Raw genomic sequence first — 23,029 nt, 5'->3', positions numbered from 1 at the left:
GATTAGTTTTACTTTAAGACTTCCTGAATTGTTTTTACAAAAGTTTCAATTGGCTGTGCGCCAGAAACAGCATATTTACGATCAAAAACAAAGAAAGGAACTCCTTGTACGCCAATTTCTGCCGCTTCTTTAATATCTGCCTGAACTTCTTTAATAAACAAATCGTCGCTTTCTAAAACCTCTCTAATTTCATTTTCAGCTAAACCAGCTTGGATTCCTAATTTAATCAAGGTTTGACCATTGTTTAAATCCTGTCCGTCAGTAAAATAAGCTTTAAAGAAAATTTCTTCCATTCGATCGCCAATATTTTTAGTTTTAGCCAATTGAATGATTCTATGCGCATTTAAAGAATTTGAGATGACGGCTTTGTCAAAATTATAATCTAAACCAACACTTTTAGCGCGTTCTGCGACACCTTTGTGCATTTCTTTAGATTGCTCAATGGACATGCCTTTTCTTTCTGCTAAAAACGTATAAACGTCCATATCAGGCTGAGAAGTTATGGTTGGATCAAGCTGAAAGCTTTTCCATTCAATTTCAAATTCATCATTAGGAAATACTGAAAGTGCAGTTTCCAATTGTCTTTTTCCGATATAACAAAACGGACACATGATGTCCGACCAAATTTCTATTTTCATATGGTAAAGATAAGGAAAATTTGTTTCAGGTTATTTTTGTTTCAAGTTTCAAGTTCATGGCTTGTGTAGTTTTTACCGCAAAGTTCGCAAAGTTTTAAGAAAAAAACTTGGCGAACTTTGCGTAAACCTTAGCGTCTTTGCGGTTAAAAAATCAAGACAAAGTATATCAACTTGAAACTTGAAACTTGAAACAAAACCAACAAAGAAGAGTTTAAATAAAAAACCGCAACTCTTTATGGGAATTGCGGTTTCTAGGTATAAAAAATGGTTGGTTAATAGCGATATCTTTTTTTTTACAATGATATATCTTTTATTTAAAACTAAAAAATATCCCTGTAACAGAAAGAAACTTTAATGTTAACTATTTAACATTACAGGCATTACCAACATCGTAACTGTTTCTCCTTCTTCTAAACCATCTACTGGAGTTAAAATTCCAGCTCTATTTGGTAAAGACATTTCAAGCATAATCATATCTGACTGAAGGTTGGTAAGCATCTCTGTTAAGAAACGAGAGTTGAAACCAATTTGCAAATCATCACCTTGATAATCGCAAGTCAATCTTTCTTCTGCTTTGTTTGAGTAATCGATATCTTCTGCAGAAACGTTTAATTCAGCTCCAGCAATTTTCAATCGAATTTGGTGTGTCGTTTTGTTAGAGAAAATCGCAACACGACGAACAGAGCTTAAGAATAAAGAACGATCAATCATTAACTTGTTTGGATTCTCTTTTGGAATTACCGCTTCGTAATTCGGGTATTTTCCGTCGATTAAACGACACATTAAGATATAATTGTCAAATGAGAAAGTCGCATTTGAGTCGTTGTATTCAATTTTTACTTCTGCATCAGAACTTCCTAAAATGCTTTTTAAAATGTTTAAAGGTTTTTTAGGCATGATAAAATCTGCTACCTGAGACGCCTTTACATCTGTACGAGCATATTTTACTAATTTGTGAGCGTCTGTAGCTACGAAAATTAAACCTTCTGGTGAAAACTGAAAGAATACTCCAGACATTACCGGACGTAAATCGTCGTTTCCAGCAGCGAAAATAGTTTTGCTTACCGCAGTTGCCAAAACTTCTGCAGGAACAAGCGTTACAGATGGATCTTCAAGACTTACTGCTTTCGGGAATTCTTCTCCAGCTGCATAAGCCAATGCATATTTACCAGAATTAGAGCTAATTTCTACTGTGTTGTTATCTTCAACAGTAAAAGTTAACGGCTGCTCTGGGAAAGTTTTTAAAATTTCAAGCAAAAGTTTTGCAGGAACTGCAACGCTTCCTTTACTTGTAGAATCGATCGATAATGTAGCCGACATAGTCGTTTCAAGATCTGAAGCCGAAACGGTCAACTCATTGTTGTTTAGTTCAAATAAGAAGTTGTCTAAAATAGGCAACGTATTATTGCTATTGATTACACTACCTAAAACTTGTAATTGTTTTAATAAGTACGAACTCGATACTATAAATTTCATCTGTTTTATTTTATTTTTTGATGGATGCTTTAGCAAATAAAGGGCTAAATATACGGATTACAAATATATCTTAAACTATCCAAAGTATTACAATTTTTTATTAACATCTATTTGCTGTATTTTCTTTTTCTTACAAATGTAAATACAACTCCAAAAACCAATAAAATTAGAATTGGAACTCCGATAGTTATGAATTGGGTCAAAGTATAGCTTTCATAAACTTTTTCTTTATCCAATAAAGGCAGTTCGACATCCTTGCTTCTAATGTTAATAAGTCCAGTGTCATCCAAAAGATAATTGATGCAATTCATGATAAAATCTTTGTTATCGTATAACTGACCTGTTCTTTGGTCGTAGCCCAATTCCACTGGCATCATGTTTTTGTCCAATTGGTTTCTGGCTAAATCTCCGTCAGCAACTACGATCATTTTGTTTGCTTTTCCTTGTGCTGTAAAAGAATTGTCTTTGAAAGGCAAAACTCTATTCTCAAATGCGGAATGGAAAGAACCTTCTAGTAAAACAGCAAGCGGTTTGTTTCCTTTATTCAAATAATCTTGTGGAGACGTTTTTTCGGTAACCATGTTCAGGTTAATTTCAGTTGGCGTCCCTATAGTTTTAGAATATTGAGAAGATTGCAGTAAAACCGTTTTTTTGATTCCGTTTTTCAAAGTATCAATCGGGTTCGCAAAATCAAATTTGATTCCGCCCAGATTTTTAACGATTGGATGTTGGCCTGTTGGATACACTTGCGGCGCAAATTTCCAGATAAAATCTTGGTATTGTGTTGCACTCCCTTGTTCGCCAGTTGCCAATTTTATTGGAGTTCCTTGCTCGTCTTTAATCAAATCAGGATTAATTCTAAATCCGTATTTAAAGAACATATCGTTCAAATTTAAATCTCTCGGATAAGCCAAAGTCGCGCCCATGTCATTGTACAAACTGTCCATATCTGCAGCCGCTTGGTCGATTAGCCAAATGGTTTTTCCGCCATTCATAATAAACTGATCCAGAACTTCTTTTTCTTCGTCAGAGAATTTTTCTGTAGGTTTTGCAATAATGGCTAAATCGTATTTTTTAAGTGCATTTAAAGTTCCGTTTGGATCTTTTGCGACAGAATCTAAAGTGAAAGGTCCTATATAATAACTTTCCTTAATCTGCATCAGCATTTTAGCAATGTGAACCTCTTTTAATTCACCATTTCCTTTAATGATTGCTACCTTTTTCTGTTTGCTTTTGGTTACTTTATTAATGGCATCTGCAATAGAATATTCTAAATGCTGAACCGATCCGATTACTTTCTGAGTAGTTGAAGCGCCCATTATGTTTTTCAATAATGGAATATTGACTTCTTTGTTATTATAAACGGCAACTGCCCAAGGAAAAACCATTGCTTGAGATTGTTTTCCTTTATCGTCAACAGTAATGTTTATAGGTGTTAAGCCTTTTTGAAAAAGTGATTTTGTTAGTTCTTCGCTTTCGTCTTCATTTTCTAACGGATCAACAAATTCAAAGACAATATTTTTATTATAAGCTTGAAATTCTTCTAATAATTGTTTGGTTTCTTGCTGTAAACGTCTAAAATCTGCCGGAAGATCTCCTTCCATATAAATCTTGATAGAAAGTGGATTCTGAACTTGTTTTAAAATTCCTAATGAAGTTGGAGATAATGTATAACGCTTGTCTTTTGTTAAATCAAAACGATGAAAAAAGATTGTTCCAAGTACATTTAAAACAACTAAAATGAAAATAGTGATGCCTAACGTCTTTAAATTATGTTTGGTAGATAGTTTCATTAAGCTTTATAAGATTTTAATTGATAAACAGTAAAAGACAAGAAAGCGATTGCAATGCTCAAAAAGTAAATAATATCGCGAGTATCGATCACACCACGACTCATGCTTTTAAAGTGATTTTGCATTCCTAAAGCAGAAATAAAACCATTTGAACCTGAAATTAATGTACTCAATCCTTCAAAACCAAAATAGAAGAAAAAGCACAAGAAAACCGCTATAATAAAAGCTACAATTTGATTTTCTGAAAGGGTAGAAGTAAAGATTCCGATTGCTGAATAAGAAGCAATTAGAAACAATAATCCGAAGTAAGAACCAATTGTGCTTCCCATATCGATATTGCCTTCTGGCGAACCTAAATCTGAAATTACTTTTACATATATTAAGGTTGGAATAATGGCTAAAATGATTAGCAAAAATGAACCGAAAAATTTACCGTTTACGATTTCCCAGATGGATAAAGGTTTTGTCAGTAACAATTCTAAAGTTCCTTGTTTTTTTTCGTCAGAGAAACTTCTCATGGTTACGGCTGGAATTAAGAAAATCAGAATCCAAGGCGCTAATGTAAAAAACGGAGTTAAATCGGCATATCCTGTTTTTAGAATATTGTAATCTCCTTCAAAAACCCATAAAAATAGTCCGTTGCTAATTAAGAAAATCGCAATGACCAAATAGCCGATAGGAGAGCCAAAAAAGGATTTTATTTCTCGTAAAATGATTGATTTCATTCTTGTTTTTTGTTATTTATTGTTTCATGTTGCTTTACTTTGTGTTTTTTTAACCGCAAAGGCGCAAGGTTTACGCAAGGTTCGCAAAGTTTATTTATATAAAGCTTTGCGAACTTTGCGGTTAAAATCGTTCCAATTCTCCGTTCCAATATTAACTTGAAACCTTAAACTTGAAACTATTTTAGACTTACTAATTTGTCAACGCTCCAAGCTTCTGGTTTTGCATTGAATAATTTCTTTGTAAAATTCCAAACTGAATTAAAAAGCTCAGAATTTCTATAATTTTCTAAATCTTCTTCCGTTTCCCAATAGCTGTAAGTGAAAAAGATGCATTTATCATTTTTATCCTGATACAATTCTAAAAAACGATTTCCGTCTGCATTTCGTATTTTCTCTTTCACAGATTCAAAATTCTCAAGAAAGTCTGGAATTTTTTCTTCATGAAAACTCATTTTTACTATTCTTACGAACATCTTAATTATTTTAGATTTTAGATTGCAGATTTTAGATTTTTGAAATGTCTAAAGTCTTACAGGTGCGCAAAAATACCAAAATAGATTATCTTTTGAAGAAAAAAATTATTGAGAGACATTTATTTTTCTAATATTTTTTTTACTCGATTATAGTTGAGGATATCTTTGAAAAAAGTAAAAAAAGCCCGACCATTTGGTTGGGTGTTTATTAATACTTTTTCTTTTGTTACTCTCATAATTGTAACGGTTTGACCTGGGTCTAAAGAAGAAGAGCTTGTGTTTAGTTTGATAATTCCGTCAGCATTAGAATTTGCCATTAAAGTCCATCCGTTTGACTCTATCAATTTTCCAATTTCACTTGTGGATAAATCCTTGTCGAAAACTAATTCTTTGAATCTTCTCTCACTTTCTATTCTGAAAATTATATAAAGCAAAACCAATATTCCAATGATGATTAATGTTGATGCCGAATCATCTTCGCCATATTTACTTAAACCAGCGTAAATTAAAATAAAGGGGAAAAATAAAGCAAAATAATGTGATACGTATTGACGTAGAGGAAGTCGTAAATTATCTACAATATATTTTTTTGTTTTAGAATCCATCTAATCAAGAAAACTTAATCGTAATCACATCACGATAATTCAAACCGAGCAGACTATTTGCAGAACCAACTTTAGAAGGATTGCTTCTGAAAATAGCAATCTCTAGGAATCCGGCTTCATTAAAAATGGCCAGTTTTTCTCCTTCATAAGTTTTGATAGGATATTTGTCAGAAGTTGCAATTGCCGAATAATTTGGCAGAATTGTTTTGATGCTTTTAGGTTTCATCACGATTTCATACGGACGCCCGCGTGAAACTTCTAAGAACTGCTTTTTAGAAATATTGGTAACAACGTTTCCGAAATGATCAATGTAAATAATGTTTCCTTTTATAGAATTACCATCATCGGCTACAAGGGCTTGCAGTTCGGTAGCTTCTTTAATAGACGAAATTTCTTTTCCGATAACATTCAGTAAACCGCCTCTTGATAAGTGCGAAGCAACTTGAATAAAAATATCTAAATCTGTCGCTTCAATCGGGAAACGATCGTGAATATTAATGGCTACAATTTTCTGCGGAACGATTTTTTGCGTAAGCATACTCAAAATTCCGTTATCGGCGCAGATAAAGTAGTGGTCGTTCCATTGCATAGCAATGTGCTGGTTCTCTTTATTGCGTTCAATATCGACACCAATTAAGTGTACTGTTCCTTTTGGGAAACTCAAATAAGCAGCTCCAATAATGTAACTTGCCTCGGCAGTATTAAAGGGATCAATGTCATGAGAAATGTCAACGATTTGAATCTCTGGATTTTCAGAAAGTATTTTACCCTTCAGCGACCCCACAAAGTGATCTTTCAAGCCGTAGTCTGTGGTAAGGGTAATTATTGACATAATTTTGTTTATAACTAATGATAGTATTTAAATCTAAATTTCATTAAATTTGAGATATGCAAAGCTAATAATAGTAAACACAAATTGAAAGAAAGAAAAGACAATTTGTATTTTTTAAAGCATTTGCAAGTTACAATATTCAGTAACACGGATTTATGTTTGGAAAAGAAAAACTGGAAACCGCTACCGAATACTGTGACGTAAAAAAGACCCGACAACCACTAAATATTAAAAGGAATTTTTAATTTAAAAACAACTTCATTTGAACGAAAGAATAATCGAGCTAGTAGATATTGCACCAAAAGAATTTTGGGGCGCGCAGGATAGCCATTTAGAAATCATTAAAAAGTATTACCCAAAGCTTAAAATCGTAGCGCGAGGGACAACTTTAAAAGCATTTGGCGAAAAAGAAGTTTTAGACGAATTCGAAAAAAGATTTCAAAGATTAATGCTTCACTTTACACGTTACAATAATATCGACGATAATGTGATTGAGCGTGTAATTATGAGTGATGGTCAGGAAGAAAAAAGAGCTTACGATCATGACAAAATCTTAGTTCATGGTGTTGGCGGTAAGATTATCAAAGCAATGACACCGAATCAGCAATTGCTGGTTGATACGATCAAGAAAAACGATATGGTCTTTGCTATTGGTCCTGCTGGAACCGGAAAAACATATACCGGTGTTGCTATGGCGGTTAAAATGTTAAAAGATAAAGAAGTAAAAAGGATTATTCTGACGCGTCCTGCGGTAGAAGCCGGTGAAAATCTTGGTTTTCTTCCTGGGGATATGAAAGAAAAACTGGATCCTTATATGCAACCATTGTATGATGCGTTGCGTGACATGCTTCCGAACGAAAAATTAGAGGATTATATTTTGAAAGGAATTATTCAGATTGCGCCGCTTGCCTTCATGCGTGGACGTACTTTGGACAATGCTTTTGTAATCCTTGATGAAGCGCAAAACACCACACATTCACAAATGAAAATGTTTTTGACCCGTATGGGAAAAAACGCCAAATTTATGATTACGGGTGATCCTGGACAGGTCGATTTGCCAAGAAGAACAATTTCTGGTCTTAAAGAAGCGATTTTGGTTCTGAAGGACATTGAAGGCATCGGAATTATTTATCTGGATGATAAAGATATCGTTCGCCACAGATTGGTTAAAAAGGTAATCGATGCTTACAAGCAAATTGAGAATCACGATTAATACTATTTTTTAGTGAAATGTTAAATGTAAATCGTGAACTGTGTTTTAACATTTATTAATATTCGTTTTGTACGTTTTTATATAAAGGTACAAAACGAATATTTTTTTGAAATAAGTGTGGATAAATATTATTATCAATTAATAAATGGAAAGTAAAATTATTTTAATTGTGGGTTTATTGTTTTTTGCTTTCAGATTTTATGCACAAAACAAAGAAAAAAGTAACTCAAAAATTATTAAAAACAAACCAACAGGAAAGGAAATAGTTTTACAGTTAAATGCTTTGAATTTTTTCAATTTAACAGATAAAAAAGATTTAAAAATTACAAAAGATGAATTTGAAAAATCTTATGATGAATTAAATTTTTTCGAAGGGCATATGAAAGAAGATTTGAGTTTTACCGATAATAGGTTTTACTTTATTGATAGTGAAGCTTTATTTGAAGGAGGAGGATTAATTCAATATTTGGAAACTGTAAAAGTTTCATTTGATAAATTAAATTTGAAGCTTTTAATATCAGATGAATTTAATGATATGACTGATAAATATTGGTTACACAGAATAAAACTAAACGGAAAGGAGTATGTAGCTTTTAATGATAATTTTGGTAATTATGATTGGACAATAGCATATTTAAATTTTATTGAAATGCTAAATGATCAGTTGAAAATACAAGGAAGTACAGAACAATTCTATCCGATTAATTCTGGTAATGATGGAAAAATAGTGCTATTAACTAAAGAACAATTTGAATTTGTAAAGCAGAATTATCCAAATGATGCAGAGCATCCTAGAGAGATAAATAGTTGGAAAAACGGTTTTGATTTTAAAAACTAAAATTTTAACGAAATAGTTAAATAAATAATAAACTTGCCTTATTTTAAGCTTTCAAAGCTTCAAAACTTTGGTCTTCCGAGCTTAAAGCCGTAAATTTGCCATTCTAAATATTGGAATATTAATATGACAAAACTTAAAAATATAAAAGTTGTAGTAAGTGACCTTGACGGAACTTTACTTAATCCACAACACCGAATATCAGATTATACCAAAACCATTTTTCAAGAACTTCACAATCAAGGTTATTTAATTGTTGTAGCTACAGGTCGTCATCATCTTGATGCGATGGGAATTATTGATAAACTGGAAGTTCCTGTTTATCTAGTAAGTTCAAACGGAGCTAGAATTCATTCTCCAAATAAAGAAGAACTTTTTTCATTCAATTTGGATAGTGATGTCGTGAAAGCGGCTTTGAATGTAGAAATCGATCCCGAAATTACGGTGGTTTTATTTAAAGAAAATGTTTGGCAAACCAATAAATGGAATGAAAAATTAAACGCTTTTCAAGAGGAATTAAAATATCATCCAGAATTGGTAGACTACAAACAACTAGATGATTTTGCGGCTATTAAAATTTTCTTCTCTTGCAGTGACCACGAAAAATTAGTGAAATTGAAAGATGAAATTTTAGCCAATTCTTCAGAGCATTTGCATCATGCTTTTAGTTTGCCGACTTGTCTGGAATTTATGGATAAATCTATTGACAAAGCAGTTTCTATTGAAAGAGTTTTAGAAAAAGAAGGTTTCACTTTGCAAGAAGCGGTTGCTTTTGGAGATGGTTACAACGATGTTCAAATGCTGTCTGCTTCTGGAAAAGGACTTATTATGGGCAATGCACCAGCTTCGCTTAAAGAAGAGCTTTCTCATTTGGAAGTAATTGAAACCAATGCCGAAGATGGAGTGGCGAGATATATTGCTTCTAAAATCTTAGACAAAGAGTTTGCAACGACTTAATTTGTAAGTTTTATACTCAGTTTTATTGCTGAGTAATAAATTATAGTTATTTTTATAAGAGCTAATTCACAGAGAGTTAGCTCTTATTTTTTTTAACCTTAATTCGTAAAACATGAAAAAATTTTTACTTCAAGCTGAACGCAATTTGATTTCGGGAGCATTGGTTTTATTACCGCTTTTAGTTTTTTTTATTTTGTTAGGGAAAGTCTGGAAGTTTTTTCAGAATTACGGAGAAAAATTTGCTCACTTTCTTCGTCTAGATTTGGTTTTAGGAAAATATGCAACAGATATTGCAGGAGGAATTATTTTGTTGGTTTTAATTTATTTTAGCGGTTTCTTAATGCGTTTGTCTATTCTAAAGCGATTTACCAATTGGGTAGACGAGAAGTTGATGATTTTTTTGCCAGGTTATGAAAAGAACAAAAAAGAAGCTGAAGAAAAATTATTGAAAAGAAATCAGGAACCCAAACCGATTACCGATTTGCCAATTTTATTTAAAAACGGAAATTTTTGGCAGCCTGCACACTTAATCGAAGAAAATGAAAACGGAACGGCTGTAATTTTTGTGCCAATCGCACCAGCACATGATCAAGGGCAAATATTGATTGTGCAATCACAAGATTTTAAAAAATTAACAGAGACAACAATTGCCAGTTTAGATAATACTGTAAAATCATTTGGCAAAGGAATTTTGAGCTTAAAATAATTTGCAAAAATTGAACTGATATTTTCTTTGTTTGCTCTGTCAAATAGTTTTAAATTTGCAATCATTAAAAACAACACAACACAACCAAAAGGATAATGAGCAATACAATCACAACTACAAATTTTAGTTTCCCGAACCAGAAATCAGTTTACCGCGGAAAAGTTAGAGAAGTTTATAATATTAACGATGAACTTTTGGTAATGGTAGCAACCGATAGACTTTCGGCTTTTGATGTAGTTTTACCAAAAGGAATTCCCTACAAAGGACAAATCCTTAATCAGATTGCAACAAAATTTATGGAATTGACGCAAGATATCGTTCCAAACTGGTTGATTGCAACTCCAGATCCAAACGTTGCTGTTGGGCATTTATGCGAGCCTTTTAAAGTAGAAATGGTTATTCGCGGTTATTTGTCTGGACACGCTGCTCGTGAATATGCTGCTGGAAGAAAACAAATCTGCGGTGTAACAATGGCAGAAGGTTTAAAAGAAAACGATAAATTTCCAGAACCGATTATTACGCCAACTACAAAAGCAGATAATGGCTCTCATGATGAAGATATTTCTCGCGAAGACATTCTGGCAAAAGGAATCGTTTCTGAGGAAGATTATTTAGTTTTAGAAAAATATACTCGTGCTTTGTTTCAAAGAGGTACCGAAATTGCTGCAAAACGCGGATTGATTTTAGTAGATACTAAATACGAATTCGGAAAAACAAAAGAAGGTGTTATTGTTTTAATTGACGAAATTCATACACCAGATTCTTCTCGTTATTTCTACGCTGACGGATATGCAGAAAGACAAGAAAAAGGAGAGGAGCAAAAACAATTATCTAAAGAGTTTGTTCGCCGCTGGTTGATCGAAAATGGTTTTCAAGGAAAAGACGGACAGCAGATTCCTAATATGACAGACGAATATATCGAATCTGTTTCTGAAAGATATATCGAATTGTACGAGAATATTTTAGGAGAGAAATTTGTAAAAGCTGATATTGATAATATTGATCAGCGTATTGAAAAAAACGTATTGGATTACCTTTCTTCGAAATAATATCTAAGGGTTTTAAACCTTAAAATTCATAACAAAGAGTGCTCTGCTATTGGCTGGGCATTTTTTTTTATAAAGAAAAATAACATTTTTTTCATTTTTAATGCAACGTTTTATGCCTAGTGTGCGTCTAATAGACAAATCATCAATCATTAATCATTTAACAAGCAATCAAATCATGAAAAAGACAGTAATTATTTTCGGAACGGCTTTGGTCGTATTTACCAATTTTTTAACCGCTTCCAATCAGAAGTTAGAAAGTAAAAATCAAATTGAGATTCCCATTGATTTAGCATCTCCTTTGCATGAAGCTGTATGCAATGGAGATATTGAAAGTGTAAAAAAGAGCATTGAATATGGTGCAGATGTCAACAAAATTGTTCGAAATATGACTCCTTTAATGCTTGCCGCTCGTTTTAACAAAGTTGAAATTGTAAAAATTTTACTGGCAAATGGAGCCAAACCTTCTATCGAGAACGGACATGGTTTAAGAGCGTTAGATTATGCCAGATATGCAAAAGCAACAGAGTCTGAAGCTATTTTAAAAGGATTGAAATAAGAACCTTTCAATGCCAAAAAGAAAAGCATCATCTTTTAAGATGATGCTTTTTTATTTTGTCTATTTTTGCTCCAGTTTTGTTTTTAAATTTTCTAGACCTTTTTGCAAATCGTTTCCAATCATTTGATCCATTCTTAACATTGGAAGCATAATGTTTGTGGGATACGGAATCACACCGCTAATTCCCCATTTTACTTTGGTCTGATTTCCAGAAACAGGTTCGGTAGACATAAAGCCAACAGCAGTATCGTCCATTGGTTTTTTAAAGCGCAGCGCAAAATCCAGACGTCTGTTTTCTGTTATTTTTGTAATTTCTTGTTCGCCAACACCAACTTCTTTAACCTGACTTTCCCAAGAAGAAATAGAACCAACGGCGCCGTCTGTTCCTTTGTAATTGACTTTCATTTTCGGATCCATATTGGCCCAAACACTAAACTCATTCTGATTTTTTAATGACCTGACATATTTAAAAATGCTATCGACAGGTTTGTCAATCGTAATTTTTCTTTCAACCGAATATTCTTTTGGCATAAAGTACGCCACAATTAAAACAATTGAAATAAATAATATTAAAATGACGAGTATTCTTTTAATAAAAATCATGCTTTTTGTTTTAAGGTTATTATTTTCTTGATTTGATTTTTTCTTCCAAATGGAGTCATAAGGGGCTATTAAACTATGCTGTTATATTTTTGATTTTTAATCTGATAGTAAATTTAAATAAAATAATTGTGAGTTGGAGTTGGTGGTGTTTTTAAAAAGATTGAAAAAAAATAAGATTTATTGTAACATTTTTCCTTTTTGGTAGTCTATTATAGTAAATCAAATAATTTGGTAATGTTTAAGTTCTTTATTTACCGTTTTATTAAGTAACTGTTAAGAATTGGTTAAAACATGGTACTTTGTAATGCATAATACGATAAAATAAATTACTTTTACATCAGAATTAAAATCATCATCAATCATTTAATTAAACAATCAATCATTATGAAAAAATCAGTTATTTATTTAGGATTAGCCTTGGTGACATTTGGAAATGTAGCAATGGCTTCAAACGAAGTTTCAACTGTTAAAAATCCAGTTGTACGTACAGGTTATGCAGCAAATCCGTTGAATGTTGCAATTAGTAAAGGAGATCTTGAAACGGTTAAAAAATTTATTGAATATGGTGCAGACGTTAACCAAATGTCTGAAGATCTTACTCCTTTAATGATCGCTGCACTTTATAATAAACACGAAATTATTAAAGTTTTATTGGCTAGTGGAGCAAATCCTAAAGTTAAAAATGATAAGGGATATACTGCATTGAAATATGCAGAAGGATCAAATGCTTCAGAAGCTATTGCACTTTTGAAAGATTTGAAATAAAAGTTAAAAAAGTTTTGAGTTAGTAAAAAAAAGACCTTTCTGAGCAAAAGGTCTTTTTTTTGCTTTAGAATGAAAGCTATCAAAACAAAAAAGCATCATTACGAGAATGATGCTTCTTCTTTTTTAAATCCCAACAAATTGATTTAAAACTAAAAAAAATTATTTGCTACTCTATTGGCACATGTTTCTTTCTGTTGAATATCCAGAACAAAATTGGGAATACCAATAGAGTAAGAACAGTTGCGGTCATTAGTCCGCCAATAATTACAATTGCCAGCGGTTTTTGGGACTCTGAACCAATTCCAGTAGAGATTGCAGCAGGCATAAGTCCGATAGAAGCCATCAATGCGGTCATCACTACTGCTCTCGTTCTGGCCTTGACTCCTCTAAATATAGATTCTTCAAGCGAATGTTTGGCTTTTAGATTGTGATGAAATTCAGATATTAGAATAACTCCATTCTGAATACAAATTCCAAGAAGCGCTATGAATCCAACTCCAGCAGAAATCCCGAAATTCATTCCTGTAATATGAAGCGCAATAATTCCTCCGATGATGGCAAACGGAACATTGGCTAAAACAAGCAAAGAATCTTTAATATTTCCGAACAGAATAAATAAAAGGACAAAAATTCCAATTAAACTGATTGGGACAACTTGCGCCAATCGTGCACTAGCTCTTACCTGATTTTCAAACTCTCCTGTCCAGCCTGTTGTATAGCCTGGAGGAAGTTTCAGCTCATTTACTTTTGATTGCGCTTCGGCAATAGTACTTCCTAAATCTCGATCACGCACAGAGAATTTTACTCCAATAAAACGTTTGGTATTATCTCTGTAAATAAATGCTGGACCTGTAATAGTCTTGATATCGCAGATTTCTTTTAAAGGAATTTTGATTCCGCTAATGGTTGGAACTTTAATTTCTTCTAAATCTTTTTCGTCTTTTCTATATTCTTTTGAAAAACGAACACGAACATCAAATTTCTTTTCATCTTCGTATTTCTCAGTAGCTGTTTTTCCTCCAAAAGCCAATTCTAGAACAGCTTGCGCATCGCTTAAAGTTACTCCGTAAGCAGCCATTTTTTCACGATCTAGAATAACGCTGATTTCGGGCTGACCAACATTTCTTAAAATACCAGCATCTTTGATACCCGGAATATTTTTAATTTTTGCTAAAACTTCATTAGCCAATTGATCTAATTTATTCAGATCATCACCATAAATTTTAACCGCATTAGAAGCCTTGAATCCCGCTACCGATTCGGCAACGTTATCAATTACGGGTTGCGAATAATTATAGGTAATTCCCTGATGAACTTTCAGTTTATTATCCATTTCATTAATTAGGTCGTCCATAGAAATTTTACGTTTCCATTCCTTCTTTGGCAGTAAATCAACTTGCAGCTGAATAAAGCCAAAACCATTTGGATCGGTTCCATCATTGCTTCGGCCTGTTTGAGACAAAACTTTTTTTACCTCAGGAAAACTTTCTAAGTCTTTTCTAATTATTGCAGCCGTTTTAACGCTTTCAGGAAGAGAAGTACTCATAGGCAATTCGGCTGTAACCCATAATGCGCCTTCATTTAATTGAGGCAAAAACTCTGTTCCTAAGAAGCCAGCAGAAAAGAAAACCGCCGCCAGTATTCCGATAGAGGCAATTAATGTTTTTACTTTATGTTTAAATGTCCATTTAAAACCTTTGCTTACAATTCGATCCCAGAAATTCACAAACGGATTGTGTTTTTCCTTTACATTTTTATTTAATAAAATATGAGAAAGCACCGGAACTAAAGTCAGCGTAAAGATAAGTGCTCCCAATAAAGCAAAACCTAATGTAAAGGCAAGGGGAGAGAACATTTTTCCTTCTACTTTCTGAAAGGAGAAAATTGGAAGTAAAGCGGTAATGATAATTAATTTGGAGAAAAAGATGGCTTTACCCATTTCCGTTCCAGTTCTTTTAATCAAGCTTCCTTTGGCAATTTTATTGAATTTCTCCATTCCCAACTGATGCGCTCGATGATCGAGAACTACAAATAAACCTTCGACCATTACCACGGCCCCATCAATGATAATCCCGAAATCGACAGCACCTAAACTCAATAAATTGGCGCTCATTCCCATCATTTTAAGACATAAAAAAGCAAATAATAAGGAAAGCGGAATTACAATAGAAACGGTAAAAGTAGTTCTCCAATCGGCCATAAAAAGAAATACGACACAGGTAACCAGAATAATACCTTCAAATAAATTGTGCATTACGGTTTCGGTCGTAAAATTCATTAGATTATCACGATCGTAAAAAGTTTCAATCTTAATGTCTTTTGGAAGAACATTGTCGTTCAGATCTTTAATTTTGGCTTTAATCAAAGCGAGTGTTTCCTGCGGATTTTCTCCTTTTCGCATTACCACAATCCCTTCAACAGCATCGTCGTTATCTCCAAGCCCTGTTTGACCAACTCTTGGCATCGAACTTTCGTAAACATCAGCCAGATTTTTAACCAAAATAGGATTTCCTCCAGCATCGTCAACAATAATATTTCCAATGTCTTCTTTCGATTTTAATAAACCAACTCCACGAACGACAAAAGCTTGTCCGTTTTTCTCAATAACATCACCGCCAACGTTTAAGTTTCCAGCATTTACGGCATTATAAACTTGTAATGGAGTAATATTGTATTTAGCCAATTTAATTGGATCAACTCCAACTTCATACGTTTTAGTCTGTCCACCAAACACATTCAAATCGGCAACACCTGGAAGAGAACGAAGCTGTTTGTCTATAACCCAGTTTTGGTACGTCAACAATTCTCTACTATCTCTACTGTTACTTTTTACGATATACCTGAAAATTTCTCCTGTTGGACCATAAGGAGGCTGTACGTCTGGCTCTACATCATCGGGAAGAGAAACATTTTTTAATAGATTATTTACCTGAAAACGAGCAAAAGTATCGTCTACACCATCATCAAATATGATTTTGATAACCGATAATCCAAACATAGTAATGCTTCGCACGCTTGTTTTCTTCTGAACAGAGTTCATAGAAATTTCGATTGGAGAAGTCACGAAGCGCTCTACTTCTTCGGCACTTTTTCCGTTCCATTGCGTAATGATGATGATTTGCGTATTGGTAACATCAGGAAAGGCATCGATAGGCATGTTTTTGAACGAAATAAATCCCGCAACAGCCAACAATCCAACCCAAAAGAAGGTAAATGCTTTATTCTTTAAAGAGAAAGCAATAATATTTTTTATGAATTTGTTCATGTCTTAATTATTTAAAGCACCATAAATAAATAGCTGATTGTTTGTGATTACTTTTTCATTCTCTTTTAATCCGTTAGAGATGTAAGTTGTATCGCCAACAACTCTATAAACTTCTACTTGTCTTGTTTCTATATTATTACGGTCTTTAAATACCACAACAAAGTTTTTACTTTTGTCAAAAACAATGGCTTTACTTGGTACGGCTATCATAGACTGGCTTTCGTTGAAAGAAAGCTTGATGTTTGCATTCATATCAGGTTTAAGCATGTAATCAGGATTGCTCAATTTTATTCTTGCCTGCATTGCTTTGGTTTCAGGATCGATTACGTTGTAGATTTTATCTACTTTTCCATGAAATGTTTTGTCTGGATAACTTAAAGTGGTAATAGCAGCAGGAGTTCCTAATTTTACTTTATTGATGTCGATCTCATTAATATTTGCCATTGCCCAAACTTCGCTGATTTCTGCAATATCAAATATGTTTTCAGAACGATCATTACGTAAAAGCATATCTTGATTAATACTTTTTTGAATAATAAAACCGCTTATCGGAGCTGTTACTTCATAAATAGATCCTGCTTTAATGTTGTAAATTTTATAAGTTTCCTGAATTTTGCTTAATTGCGATTGTGCTTTATTTACTTCAGATTTTGCTTGAAGAACATCGCTTTCAGAATTTAATTTCCCATCAAATAGTTCTTGCGCTACTTTTAAATTGTTTTTCGCAACAAGCAAATCACTTTTGGCATCTATAGATTGTTTTTCAAAATCGGCAACATCGGTACTTTTTATCGTAGCTAGAACTTGTCCTTTTTTAACATAATCACCAAGCTCAACATTTACCTTCATCACATTTCCGCCAACTAATGGGTAAACATCAATCATTTTATTGTTGTCTGCTGTAATTTTACCGTAAAAACTAAGTTCATTTTTCAATGGCTGTGTTGTAGCTTCGGCTGTTGTAGTGGTTTTTAACATAGCATCACTTAAAACAAAAGAAGTATTTGTTTCAGGATTTTCAACTTCTTTTTTGCAGCTTGCTAAAGATAGACTTGCAATTGCGATTCCTATGAATAATGTATGTTTCATTTCTTTCCTTTTTTAAAATAAATCTTTGTTGATGGTACTATTTAGTTCTTCGCCTGCGATTACTACTTTTTTCTTTAATTCGTTTAGTTGAATTATCGCTTGATTGTAGCTTTCCATAAAATCGGTAAACTCTAAAAGGCTTACATTTCGTTTTTGAAAGTTGGTTAGCATTCCGTTGTAAACTGCTTCAAAATCTGAGTTTACTGTTGGTTTAATCACACTGTAGTTTTGTCTGGATTCATCCCACTTTGTCCAAGCAGAAGTAATTTCGGTTTGCAGCTGCAGTTCAAAATTCTGTTTTTCTACTTTTGATTGCTCTAAAATAGTCTGGGCATATTTAATGTTTCCTTTGTTTTTGTTCCATAATGGCAACGGAATTCCCAAACTAAGATTAGATTCTTTATTAAAAGCGCCACTTCGCTGATCGTAGTTGACGCCCAAAGTAAGATCTGGAACCGAAAGTGATTTTTGCCATTTTATATTGAGTTCGTTAGCTTCAATCTCTTTTTGTTTGGCTAAATAATCAGGACGGTTTGCTATCGCTTGCTCTTCAAAGCCTTTAAGATCAAAAGGGATAATTTTTAAGTATTTGTTAGAATCGTCTTTGCTAACAGAAGGAATTACATTTTCAGTTTCATTAAGAAGCAGTTTTAGATTGGCTTGTTCTTCTATATTATTATTGACAACTTCCAATCGTTCGTTCTTAAAATTTAGATATAGCGATTGTAGACGGACAACATCTTTAAGCGGAATATTTCCTTTTTGAGCCTGGACAGAATAAGAATTAATTAAATCTTCGATGTGAGCCAGTTGCTTATCGGTATTTTCAAGATTTTTTGTGTTGTAGTATACTGTATAAAAACTTTTGCGAAGCTGAAGCTTTAAAGTACGCAATAAATCATTAAATGAAAGTTCTGCCAATTGCGCATTAGTTTGCGCTAGTTTTACTTCGTTACGTTTTTTACCACCAAGATAAATAAGCTGTTCGATGCTAAAAGCTTTTTGCCCATCTTTACCAATGTCAAAAAACTTATCCCGTTCTGGGTTATATGCATTCAATTCCGCGGTTATGACGGGGTTTTCCCAAATACGAGCTTGAATCGTTAGCGCTTTAGAAGCATCTATGTTATATTGCGATGCCAGTAAGAATAAATTCTTTTTTAAGAATTGGCTTTCACAGTCTTGGAGGGTCACTGTTTTTTGTGCTATTGCAGTTTGATTTAAGACTGCAAAAAACAGCAATGCGAATAACTTTTTCATTGTATTATTTTTGGATTATACAAATATGCTATCAACAGGCTTTAGGGAAGCTTAAAATCTACCTTAAAAATAGCTTAAAAAAGTTTATAAATCGAAAAATAATTGAAATAAATTCGTGTTAATATTTGGAATAGAGTAGGTTATGTTTGCTTTGTGAACAGTCAAAATGCGATGGACAATTCTTAAGCCAAGTCCAAAACCAGAAGTGCCTTTTGAATTTTGCCCTCGCATAAAAGGCTGAAAAAGATTTTTTTGTTCTTCTTCGTTTAAAGTATATCCAGTATTAGAAACAGATACGATAAGATGATAATGATCGGTGCTTATTTTTACTTTTGCCTGCTTGTTGTCTGAATAAACACAGGCATTCTTTAAAATATTGGTTAAGGCAATCTCCAAAAGATTTTTATTTCCTTTAATTTCTAAAGCAGTGTCCAGATCGTCGCTTTCTTCCATTTCAAAAAGAATGACAAAATCTGGAAAGGCTTTATTGATTTTTTCGATTGAAGAAAATAAAATTTCATCAATGCGTTGAATTTCATTGTTTTCTGATCTTCTATTATCAATTTTTGAAAGAATAAGCAATGAATTAATTAATTCGCTTAAATGATTAACATCGGCCAATATTGTATTTAAGAAAGTGTTGCTTTTCGTATTATTGTTAGGATCAGAAATGGCATTTTCTATTTGAGAAGTTATTCTAGAAAGCGGTGTACGCAATTCATGCGAAGCATGCGCGGTAAATTCCTTTTGTTTTTGATACGAAACCTCAATTCGATCCATCATAAAATTGAACTCATCAGCAATAAGATCAACTTCATTTTTACTGCTATTGGATGCAATTCGGGTATCGAGATTATTTTCGTTAATGTTTTTTATTTTCTGATGAAAAGCAAGAAGCGGATTCATCGCTTTTCTAACCATAAAAGAAGTTAATAGCCAGCAGATGGTCGTAAAAAAGATATAGGAAATAACTAAGGTATATCTTAGAAAAAGCAGTTTTCTATTGCCATAATCATCTGTTGCAGAAATTAAGGCATAGAAGTCTTTATCATTGGTATCGTAAAAAACGCCATAAACTTCATGTTTGCCTTGTCTTTTAAAAAAGGTTTTGTTTTTCTTCAGATACTTTAAATCCTCAACAGACCAATTGATTTTACTATCATCGATACTGCTGTAGATTAACTTAAAATTAGAATCAAAAACTAAAGTTTTCTCATCATATAGTTTATTAATAGAGTTCTGGTCTATTATTTTCAAAAGCTGATTATCGACCTGTTTAACATTAACCAATAATTTAATGTTCGACAAGGCCTTAATTTCCAATCGGTCTCTAAACTCTTCCTTTCGATAATTAGAATACAAAATGAATATCACTGTAGAGGCCAATCCGAAAAGGATGGTAAACAGCAAACTGACTAAAAGTGATATTCTATTTTTTAATGTCATTCTTGGTCGCTTAAATAGTAGCCATAACCAACCTTTGTACGAATAAGTTTTATATCGTGATCCTTATCGATTTTCTTTCTTAAGAAATTAATGTAAACTTCAATCGTATTCTGATTGGTTTCAATATGATAATCCCAAAGTTTTTCGGCAATAAACTGTTTCGAAAGCACTTTTCCTTTGGCATGAGCTAGAATCGAAATAAGTTTGAACTCTTTTGGCGTAAGCTTAATCTCTTCGCTAGATCTGAAAACTTTCATTTCTTCTTCAAAAATTTCCAAATCCTTCACTACGATTTTGCTTTCTACCTGTTGCGGAACTTCTTTTCGTCTCAAGAGCGATTGCACTCTGGCATATAATTCTTCAAAATGAAAAGGTTTTACCAAGTAATCATCTGCGCCATTATCAAAAGAAGATAATTTATCCTCAATTTCGCTAAAAGCAGTCAGCATAATAATAGGTGTTTTATTATCGATCTTACGAATGCCTTTGCAAACCTCTATTCCGTTTATTCCAGGAACATTAATGTCGAGAATAATCAAATCGTATTCGTACGGGAAGTACTTTTTGAGCAATAAAGAGCCATCATAATAAGGAATACACTCGAACTTCTTGGATACAAAGAATGCTGAGATTTCTTTAGACAAAGTAAAATCGTCTTCGAGTAGTAGTATTTTCATTCTTGGGAGTAATTTAAAATTCGGCTATTTTATAAAATAGCCGAATTTAATATGTGGTATTGTTTTTAATTGAAATAAGAGAATGTTTCGTTATCCTCAATTTTCAGTAATGATTCATAAATCAATCGAATAACATTTTCAACATCATCTCTATGAACCATTTCTACAGTTGTATGCATATAACGCAAAGGCAGCGAAATTAATGCAGAAGGAACACCACCATTGCTATATGCAAATGCATCAGTGTCTGTTCCCGTTGCGCGAGAAGTTGCATGTCTTTGAAACGGAATTTCGTTTTCTGAAGCAGTATCTACAATCAAATCACGTAATTTATTCTGAATAGCTGGAGAATAGCCAATAACAGGTCCTTTACCCATTTTAAGATCGCCTTCTACCTTTTTATCAATCATTGGAGTAGTGGTATCATGGCAAACATCAGTAACGATAGCCACATTTGGTTTTATTCTATGCGCAATCATCTCGGCTCCACGTAGGCCAATTTCTTCCTGAACAGAATTCACGATATACAAACCAAAAGGAAGCTTTTTATTGTTTTCTTTTAATAAACGTGCCACTTCAGCAATCATAAAACCACCCATTCTATTATCGATAGCGCGGCAGACAAATTTATTTTCGTTAAGAATCATAAATTCGTCTGGATAAGTAATTACGCATCCAACGTGAACGCCCAATGCTTCAACTTGCTCTTTGGTTTCGCAACCTAAATCGATAAAAATATTACTCAGTTTAGGAACTTCTTCCTTGTCGCGTAAACGAGTATGAATTGCTGGCCATCCAAAAACACCCTTTACGATCCCGTTTTTAGTATGAATGTTTACTCTTTTAGAAGGAGCAATCTGATGATCTGAGCCACCATTTCGGATTACATATATTAAACCATCTTCTGTAATGTAGTTTACATACCATGAAATTTCATCTGCATGTCCTTCAATAACAACTTTATATGGAGCATCAGGATTAATTACCCCAACAGCAGTTCCATAAGTATCAGTAATAAAAGTGTCGACATAAGGTTTTAAATAATCCATCCAAAGTTTTTGGCCTTCACTTTCGTAACCAGTGGGAGAAGCGTTATTTAGGTAGCTTTCTAAGAATGCTATAGAAGTATCGTTTAAGATAGAATTTGTGCTCATAAAAATATTTTTCCGCTAAAATATAAATTTGGTATTAGAGTTGTGTATAAATATATAATTTTACACTTAAATTATGATTCAATGAGACTAACCACCTTTTTATTTATACTATTAGTTTGTTTTTCTTCCAAAGCCCAAGTTACTCCAAAAGAGAACGAACAAATGGGATATATCCTAACAGAAAAGGATTCTATTTTAAGTGATACGATTCAACTTCCCGAAATAATTATTTCAAAAGGGAAGAAGATGAGTCCTGAAGAGATGAAGCAATTCCAAATTCTTCAAAACAGAGTGTATAAAGTATATCCTTATGCAAAACTTGCAGCCGAACGATTAACGGCACTCAATAACGGAATGGCACGTTTGAAAACTAGCCGTGAGAAAAAGAAATATTTTAAAATAGTAGAAGACTATTTAAATAACGAATTTGAAGAAAGGCTTAAAAAGCTTTCTAGGAAACAAGGGCAGATTTTGGTAAAGCTAATTCATCGTCAAACTGGAATCACAACCTACGAACTTATAAAAACCCTAAAAAGTGGTTTCAAAGCTTTTGTTTCTAATACAACTGCCAACTTATTTGATATAAGTCTAAAAGAAGAATATAAGCCATACGATGTAAACGAGGACTATTTAATAGAAACAATTCTAGTAAGAGCGTTCGAATCTGGCCGACTCGTAAATCAAAAACCAGCCAATCCTGTAGATTATGAAGATCTAGCCGAAAAATGGCAGCAAAGAGCAAAAGAGCTTAATAAAAAATAATACGACATATATATAGTATACAACCCGGCGGTTTTCCAAAACCAGTCGGGTTTGTTTTTGTTACATATATATAAGTATAAAATACAGGTTTAAATATAGCAAAGCAGAATCTAGGCGCCATAAAACCCGACAGGTTTTCAAAACCTGTCG

The 23,029-nt window shown here is 33.1% G+C and carries 22 protein-coding genes; 8 read left to right on the top strand and 14 right to left on the bottom strand.

Translation table 11 applies throughout. The features are described from left to right. Positions 1-8 precede the first annotated feature (8 nt). From J7574_RS08955 to J7574_RS08925, 7 genes are all read right to left on the bottom strand, one after another. Positions 9-638, bottom strand: a complete 630-nt coding sequence (locus J7574_RS08955) for a DsbA family oxidoreductase (protein WP_290967211.1) — start codon at positions 636-638, stop codon at positions 9-11. A gap of 357 nt (positions 639-995) precedes the next feature. Then, on the bottom strand, positions 996-2,114 hold the full coding sequence (dnaN, locus tag J7574_RS08950) for a DNA polymerase III subunit beta (RefSeq protein ID WP_111283020.1): 1,119 nt from the start codon (positions 2,112-2,114) through the stop codon (positions 996-998). Positions 2,115-2,221: 107 nt separating this feature from the next. Further along, complete coding sequence (gene gldG / locus J7574_RS08945; RefSeq protein ID WP_290967207.1) at positions 2,222-3,907, bottom strand: gliding motility-associated ABC transporter substrate-binding protein GldG; 1,686 nt, start codon at positions 3,905-3,907, stop codon at positions 2,222-2,224. Next, positions 3,907-4,632, bottom strand: a complete 726-nt coding sequence (gene gldF / locus J7574_RS08940) for a gliding motility-associated ABC transporter permease subunit GldF (RefSeq protein WP_290967205.1) — start codon at positions 4,630-4,632, stop codon at positions 3,907-3,909. The genes gldG and gldF overlap by 1 nt, the downstream gene beginning before the upstream one ends. Positions 4,633-4,808: 176 nt before the next feature. Further along, the gene (locus J7574_RS08935; protein ID WP_290967203.1) at positions 4,809-5,105 is read right to left on the bottom strand and encodes a putative quinol monooxygenase; all 297 of its coding nucleotides are present in this window, start codon (positions 5,103-5,105) and stop codon (positions 4,809-4,811) included. Between the two features lie 119 nt (positions 5,106-5,224). Next, complete coding sequence (locus J7574_RS08930) at positions 5,225-5,710, bottom strand: hypothetical protein (RefSeq protein WP_290967201.1); 486 nt, start codon at positions 5,708-5,710, stop codon at positions 5,225-5,227. A gap of 4 nt (positions 5,711-5,714) precedes the next feature. After that, entirely contained in the window at positions 5,715-6,542 is an 828-nt protein-coding gene (locus J7574_RS08925) for an SAM-dependent chlorinase/fluorinase (protein WP_290967199.1), read from the bottom strand. A 262-nt stretch (positions 6,543-6,804) separates the two neighbouring features. Between J7574_RS08925 and J7574_RS08920 the strand changes: the two genes are divergently transcribed. The 6 genes from J7574_RS08920 (at position 6,805) to J7574_RS08895 (ending at position 11,858) form a co-directional block, all read left to right on the top strand. After that, positions 6,805-7,755 carry a PhoH family protein gene (locus tag J7574_RS08920; protein ID WP_144212431.1) on the top strand — a complete coding sequence of 317 codons (951 nt, stop codon included), beginning with the start codon at positions 6,805-6,807 and terminating at the stop codon, positions 7,753-7,755. 145 nt (positions 7,756-7,900) lie between these two features. After that, complete coding sequence (locus J7574_RS08915; RefSeq protein WP_290967195.1) at positions 7,901-8,593, top strand: hypothetical protein; 693 nt, start codon at positions 7,901-7,903, stop codon at positions 8,591-8,593. 123 nt (positions 8,594-8,716) lie between these two features. After that, a complete protein-coding gene (locus J7574_RS08910) occupies positions 8,717-9,547 on the top strand; it encodes a Cof-type HAD-IIB family hydrolase (protein WP_290967193.1) in 831 nt (276 codons plus the stop codon). A gap of 112 nt (positions 9,548-9,659) precedes the next feature. Continuing rightward, entirely contained in the window at positions 9,660-10,253 is a 594-nt protein-coding gene (locus J7574_RS08905) for a hypothetical protein (RefSeq protein ID WP_290967191.1), read from the top strand. Positions 10,254-10,348: 95 nt separating this feature from the next. Then, entirely contained in the window at positions 10,349-11,302 is a 954-nt protein-coding gene (locus tag J7574_RS08900) for a phosphoribosylaminoimidazolesuccinocarboxamide synthase (protein WP_290967189.1), read from the top strand. A gap of 175 nt (positions 11,303-11,477) precedes the next feature. After that, on the top strand, positions 11,478-11,858 hold the full coding sequence (locus J7574_RS08895; RefSeq protein ID WP_290967187.1) for an ankyrin repeat domain-containing protein: 381 nt from the start codon (positions 11,478-11,480) through the stop codon (positions 11,856-11,858). Positions 11,859-11,918: 60 nt separating this feature from the next. Here the strand turns inward: J7574_RS08895 and J7574_RS08890 are convergent, their stop codons facing one another. Continuing rightward, a complete protein-coding gene (locus J7574_RS08890) occupies positions 11,919-12,461 on the bottom strand; it encodes an SRPBCC family protein (protein WP_290967186.1) in 543 nt (180 codons plus the stop codon). Positions 12,462-12,845: 384 nt separating this feature from the next. On the opposite strand from J7574_RS08890, the gene J7574_RS08885 reads away from it, so the two are divergent. Continuing rightward, positions 12,846-13,226 (top strand): ankyrin repeat domain-containing protein, encoded by a 381-nt coding sequence (locus J7574_RS08885; RefSeq protein ID WP_290967185.1) that lies wholly within the window; start codon positions 12,846-12,848, stop codon positions 13,224-13,226. Positions 13,227-13,392: 166 nt separating this feature from the next. On the opposite strand, the gene J7574_RS08880 is transcribed toward J7574_RS08885, so the two are convergent. The 6 genes from J7574_RS08880 to J7574_RS08855 form a co-directional block, all read right to left on the bottom strand. Further along, positions 13,393-16,491, bottom strand: coding sequence for a CusA/CzcA family heavy metal efflux RND transporter (locus J7574_RS08880; RefSeq protein WP_290967182.1), 3,099 nt, complete (start codon positions 16,489-16,491; stop codon positions 13,393-13,395). Positions 16,492-16,494: 3 nt separating this feature from the next. Further along, the gene (locus tag J7574_RS08875) at positions 16,495-17,580 is read right to left on the bottom strand and encodes an efflux RND transporter periplasmic adaptor subunit (RefSeq protein ID WP_290967180.1); all 1,086 of its coding nucleotides are present in this window, start codon (positions 17,578-17,580) and stop codon (positions 16,495-16,497) included. 12 nt (positions 17,581-17,592) lie between these two features. Further along, positions 17,593-18,840: a TolC family protein gene (locus J7574_RS08870; RefSeq protein WP_290967179.1), complete on the bottom strand. Its 1,248-nt coding sequence runs from the start codon at positions 18,838-18,840 to the stop codon at positions 17,593-17,595. Positions 18,841-18,924: 84 nt separating this feature from the next. Next, entirely contained in the window at positions 18,925-20,286 is a 1,362-nt protein-coding gene (locus J7574_RS08865; protein ID WP_290967178.1) for a HAMP domain-containing sensor histidine kinase, read from the bottom strand. Then, on the bottom strand, positions 20,283-20,963 hold the full coding sequence (locus J7574_RS08860) for a response regulator transcription factor (protein ID WP_290967176.1): 681 nt from the start codon (positions 20,961-20,963) through the stop codon (positions 20,283-20,285). Before J7574_RS08860 ends, J7574_RS08865 begins: the two co-directional genes overlap by 4 nt. Before the next feature lie 65 nt (positions 20,964-21,028). After that, positions 21,029-22,117, bottom strand: coding sequence for a M42 family metallopeptidase (locus J7574_RS08855; protein WP_290967174.1), 1,089 nt, complete (start codon positions 22,115-22,117; stop codon positions 21,029-21,031). Between the two features lie 81 nt (positions 22,118-22,198). Here J7574_RS08855 and J7574_RS08850 point away from each other — a divergent pair, with 81 nt between their 5' ends. Further along, positions 22,199-22,879 (top strand): DUF4294 domain-containing protein, encoded by a 681-nt coding sequence (locus tag J7574_RS08850; RefSeq protein WP_290967173.1) that lies wholly within the window; start codon positions 22,199-22,201, stop codon positions 22,877-22,879. Positions 22,880-23,029: the final 150 nt, after the last annotated feature.

This window comes from Flavobacterium sp. (genome assembly GCF_017744675.1).
Lineage (GTDB): Bacteria > Bacteroidota > Bacteroidia > Flavobacteriales > Flavobacteriaceae > Flavobacterium.
The sequence above is the reverse complement of the archived record's forward strand: the minus strand, read 5'-3'. Positions and strand labels throughout refer to the sequence as shown.

What these genes read in the sequence shown, in the direction of transcription:
- J7574_RS08865 (WP_290967178.1), bottom strand. Translation starts at nt 20,286, where the DNA reads ATGACATTAAAAAATAGAATATCACTTTTAGTCAGTTTGCTGTTTACC.
- J7574_RS08860 (WP_290967176.1), bottom strand. Translation starts at nt 20,963, where the DNA reads ATGAAAATACTACTACTCGAAGACGATTTTACTTTGTCTAAAGAAATC.
- gldF (WP_290967205.1), bottom strand. Translation starts at nt 4,632, where the DNA reads ATGAAATCAATCATTTTACGAGAAATAAAATCCTTTTTTGGCTCTCCT.
- J7574_RS08855 (WP_290967174.1), bottom strand. Translation starts at nt 22,117, where the DNA reads ATGAGCACAAATTCTATCTTAAACGATACTTCTATAGCATTCTTAGAA.
- J7574_RS08955 (WP_290967211.1), bottom strand. Translation starts at nt 638, where the DNA reads ATGAAAATAGAAATTTGGTCGGACATCATGTGTCCGTTTTGTTATATC.
- J7574_RS08915 (WP_290967195.1), top strand. Translation starts at nt 7,901, where the DNA reads ATGGAAAGTAAAATTATTTTAATTGTGGGTTTATTGTTTTTTGCTTTC.
- J7574_RS08930 (WP_290967201.1), bottom strand. Translation starts at nt 5,710, where the DNA reads ATGGATTCTAAAACAAAAAAATATATTGTAGATAATTTACGACTTCCT.
- J7574_RS08925 (WP_290967199.1), bottom strand. Translation starts at nt 6,542, where the DNA reads ATGTCAATAATTACCCTTACCACAGACTACGGCTTGAAAGATCACTTT.
- J7574_RS08935 (WP_290967203.1), bottom strand. Translation starts at nt 5,105, where the DNA reads ATGTTCGTAAGAATAGTAAAAATGAGTTTTCATGAAGAAAAAATTCCA.
- J7574_RS08900 (WP_290967189.1), top strand. Translation starts at nt 10,349, where the DNA reads ATGAGCAATACAATCACAACTACAAATTTTAGTTTCCCGAACCAGAAA.
- J7574_RS08870 (WP_290967179.1), bottom strand. Translation starts at nt 18,840, where the DNA reads ATGAAAAAGTTATTCGCATTGCTGTTTTTTGCAGTCTTAAATCAAACT.
- J7574_RS08895 (WP_290967187.1), top strand. Translation starts at nt 11,478, where the DNA reads ATGAAAAAGACAGTAATTATTTTCGGAACGGCTTTGGTCGTATTTACC.
- J7574_RS08880 (WP_290967182.1), bottom strand. Translation starts at nt 16,491, where the DNA reads ATGAACAAATTCATAAAAAATATTATTGCTTTCTCTTTAAAGAATAAA.
- J7574_RS08910 (WP_290967193.1), top strand. Translation starts at nt 8,717, where the DNA reads ATGACAAAACTTAAAAATATAAAAGTTGTAGTAAGTGACCTTGACGGA.
- gldG (WP_290967207.1), bottom strand. Translation starts at nt 3,907, where the DNA reads ATGAAACTATCTACCAAACATAATTTAAAGACGTTAGGCATCACTATT.
- J7574_RS08885 (WP_290967185.1), top strand. Translation starts at nt 12,846, where the DNA reads ATGAAAAAATCAGTTATTTATTTAGGATTAGCCTTGGTGACATTTGGA.
- J7574_RS08850 (WP_290967173.1), top strand. Translation starts at nt 22,199, where the DNA reads ATGAGACTAACCACCTTTTTATTTATACTATTAGTTTGTTTTTCTTCC.
- J7574_RS08890 (WP_290967186.1), bottom strand. Translation starts at nt 12,461, where the DNA reads ATGATTTTTATTAAAAGAATACTCGTCATTTTAATATTATTTATTTCA.
- dnaN (WP_111283020.1), bottom strand. Translation starts at nt 2,114, where the DNA reads ATGAAATTTATAGTATCGAGTTCGTACTTATTAAAACAATTACAAGTT.
- J7574_RS08875 (WP_290967180.1), bottom strand. Translation starts at nt 17,580, where the DNA reads ATGAAACATACATTATTCATAGGAATCGCAATTGCAAGTCTATCTTTA.
- J7574_RS08905 (WP_290967191.1), top strand. Translation starts at nt 9,660, where the DNA reads ATGAAAAAATTTTTACTTCAAGCTGAACGCAATTTGATTTCGGGAGCA.